4 protein-coding genes and 1 pseudogene are annotated in these 2894 nt (G+C 39.8%); all 5 read left to right on the forward strand.

Translation table 11 applies throughout. From position 1 onward, the window contains the following. Positions 1 to 353: 353 nt before the first annotated feature. The gene (locus B4H32_RS11540; protein ID WP_286803171.1) at positions 354 to 698 is read left to right on the forward strand and encodes a PilZ domain-containing protein; all 345 of its coding nucleotides are present in this window, start codon (positions 354 to 356) and stop codon (positions 696 to 698) included. A 22-nt stretch (positions 699 to 720) separates the two neighbouring features. Continuing rightward, complete coding sequence (locus B4H32_RS11545; RefSeq protein ID WP_286803173.1) at positions 721 to 1494, forward strand: TatD family hydrolase; 774 nt, start codon at positions 721 to 723, stop codon at positions 1492 to 1494. A 40-nt stretch (positions 1495 to 1534) separates the two neighbouring features. Next, positions 1535 to 2143 carry a TetR/AcrR family transcriptional regulator gene (locus tag B4H32_RS11550; RefSeq protein WP_004757931.1) on the forward strand — a complete coding sequence of 203 codons (609 nt, stop codon included), beginning with the start codon at positions 1535 to 1537 and terminating at the stop codon, positions 2141 to 2143. Positions 2144 to 2154: 11 nt separating this feature from the next. After that, entirely contained in the window at positions 2155 to 2703 is a 549-nt protein-coding gene (locus B4H32_RS11555; RefSeq protein ID WP_034422915.1) for a pilus assembly FimT family protein, read from the forward strand. Continuing rightward, a pseudogene (locus B4H32_RS11560) lies at positions 2693 to 2894 on the forward strand (type II secretion system protein GspI); the annotation flags it as partial. The gene B4H32_RS11555 and the pseudogene B4H32_RS11560, both read left to right, overlap by 11 nt.

Raw genomic sequence — 2894 nt, forward strand, 5'->3', positions numbered from 1 at the left:
TATAGCTAAATTCTAAAAATACTAGCACAAGGAAATATCTGTAAAACCTCATTTCCTATGGTTTTAGGTGTGATGATAAATTAAATATTCAGCTATAGATAAAAAATATAAAGCAGATTTCTTCTGTTTAAAGAATAAGCAAATTCCTTTGGTTTGAACGTTTTTATTAAACATTATTTGTTGTTTCCAGCAATGTTTCCTATAATCAAAAGTAACGATGTAAATGCTTTAACTCATTACTTATCTTTTATCTGCTAAGTCTGAGTTAGATTGATTTTTATAGATGGTTCAATTTGTTAGATTAATCAGCATGATATAAAAGTGTTCGGTTTTTATGTTAACAGGGGAATGTTATGCAACCACAAATGATGGGTGGAATTATACAGGTCAATATTCCTGATAAAGCAACGTTGCAATCAAGTTATATGCCTTTTGTTCAAGGCGGCGGTTTATTTGTTCCAACCAAGCAGGCGGTCAAGATGGGACAGGAGGTATTTGTTCTGGCAACCCTTCCAGATCAGGCACAGAAGATTCCATTGATGGGTAAGGTGATCTGGATTTCTTATAAACAAGCACACTTTAAGCCGCAGGGTTTTGCAATCCAGTTGATGGGTGAAAAAGGTGTGTATTATAAAAATGAGGCTGAAAAGTTGCTGGCAGGTTCAAAAGGCCTTGATCGCCCAAGTTACACCATGTAAGCGTTATAGATAGGAAAAAAGAGTGTTTGTTGATACGCATTGCCATTTAACCATGTTGGATCTGACACCTTATAACGGTGATTTAGATCAGGCACTGGAGCAAGCTCGGCTTGCAGGTGTTTCCAAGTTCATGGGGATTTCAGTCGATTTGGATGATCATGTTAAATTGGCAGACATTGCGGCAAGACATGATGATGTTGGTTACTCAGTCGGTGTGCATCCTTGTGAAGATGAGCAGATTATGGCGCGTGCAACAACCGACTATCTTGTGAAGCTTGCACAATCAGATAAAGTCTGGGCATTGGGGGAAACGGGGTTGGACTATTACCATAGTACTGATTTCGTGGCTGAGCAAAAACGTTGCTTCGCACGCCATATTGAAGCGTCGAAAATTGTCAAAAAGCCTGTAGTGGTGCATACCCGAGCAGCGAAACACGATACAGTCGATATTATTCGGGCGGAACACTCTACACATGGTATTCTGCACTGCTTTACTGAAGATTGGGAAACTGCGAAAGCTGTTCTGGACTGTGGCTACTACATTTCATTCTCTGGCATTATCTCATTTAAAAATGCACAGGATTTGCGAGATGTCGCTAAACAGGTTCCACTTGACCGTGTACTGATTGAAACAGATAGTCCTTATTTAGCACCTGTACCTTATCGTGGTAAAACCAACGAACCGAAATATGTGCCGTATGTAGCAAAAGCACTCAGTGATGTATATGATAAATCGGTTGAAGAAATTGGCATGATCACTGCCCAAAATTTTGAAAATCTTTTAAATTTGAAATAAACGGTTTTGTTGTATTAGGAAAGAGAGTTATTACGTGAAAATGGATCGGCAAGCTCAGTTCAGAGCACGAGAAGTATTAATTTTTCAAATCGCGGAGCAACTCCTATTAGAAAATGGTGAAGCGGGCATGACACTAGATGCCTTAGCAGCGGAACTAGATCTTGCAAAAGGGACCTTATACAAACATTTTCAAAGTAAAGACGAATTATATATGCTGCTTATTATTCGCAATGAGCGCATGTTACTTGAAATGATTCAAGATACTGAAAAAGCTTTTCCAGAACATTTGGCTTTTTTTATGCTGCATCATCTCCATCATCCTGAGCGTACCGCTTTATTTCACCAAATCGAAGAACGTCTTTCAACAACGGGTCAGGGCATTCAGTTGCTGTTTAGTGAATTATATAAAGTGCGTCGGCAACGTTTACGTATCATCATTCGAATGACTGAGAGTTACTTGTTGGACATCAATAGCACCATGACCACACGTGATTATCTCGCCTCCATTTGGTCGTTGACCTATGGCGCGGCTGTAATTTTGAATTCGAGTTTTTATCAACGTTACATTGGATCGCGAGACACATTGCGTGTTGCTTATATTGAACAGGCACTCGCATTACCCAAGTTACTTGAATCTGCTTTACCTTAGTTGAAAAGACGATGAGATCATCACTGCGATTACAAAAAGCCTTTACTCTGATTGAGGTCATGGTGGTGATTGTCATTATGACGATTATGGCATCTTTGGTGGTGTTAAATATCGGTGGAGTGGATCAACGTCGAGCAATGCAAGCTAGGGAAATGTTTATTCTTGATCTCAAAAAAATTAATAAAGAAGCGACAGATCAGGCCAAAGTTTTTGCCTTAAATACTCAAAATGCTACAGATGTTGCCCCATTTAGTTATAACCTGTTTGAATATCACGATCAGAGTCGGGAGCAGATTCAACAGGCAGATCGTACTTGGCGGCTCTATAAAGAATTTAAAACCCGACAGTTACCAGATCGTGTTTCTTTCGGTATTCAAAGCTTAGACACGGCAAACTATAGCAAAGCGAAAAATGAAGATTTATTGGGTGGTAAAACACCACAACTAATTTGGTTCGGCAATGGTGAAGTGAAACCTGTTCGAATTCAGTTCTATTATGAGCAACAACCAATTGGCCATGAGTTAGAGCTAGATCATTTGGGTAAAATAGATGAAAATTAAAGATTCAGATGATAGCTCTCCATCTTCTTGCGAAGCTGCGCTTTTCAGGGTGAAACGTTGTTTCACTAACCTCTATACTCGAAGCATAGCTTCTCGCCTTGCAGCAGGGCCGAGCGGTGCTCGATTTAATCGTGCTCACTTCGAGCATAGCTCTTCGTCTTGCGCTCGAGTGAAACGTTGTTTCACTAACC

Origin of the sequence: Acinetobacter sp. UBA2063 (assembly GCF_002333245.1) — a bacterium.
Lineage (GTDB): Bacteria > Pseudomonadota > Gammaproteobacteria > Pseudomonadales > Moraxellaceae > Acinetobacter > Acinetobacter parvus.

What these genes read in the sequence shown, in the direction of transcription:
- B4H32_RS11555 (WP_034422915.1), top strand. Translation starts at nt 2,155, where the DNA reads ATGAGATCATCACTGCGATTACAAAAAGCCTTTACTCTGATTGAGGTC.
- B4H32_RS11550 (WP_004757931.1), top strand. Translation starts at nt 1,535, where the DNA reads ATGGATCGGCAAGCTCAGTTCAGAGCACGAGAAGTATTAATTTTTCAA.
- B4H32_RS11540 (WP_286803171.1), top strand. Translation starts at nt 354, where the DNA reads ATGCAACCACAAATGATGGGTGGAATTATACAGGTCAATATTCCTGAT.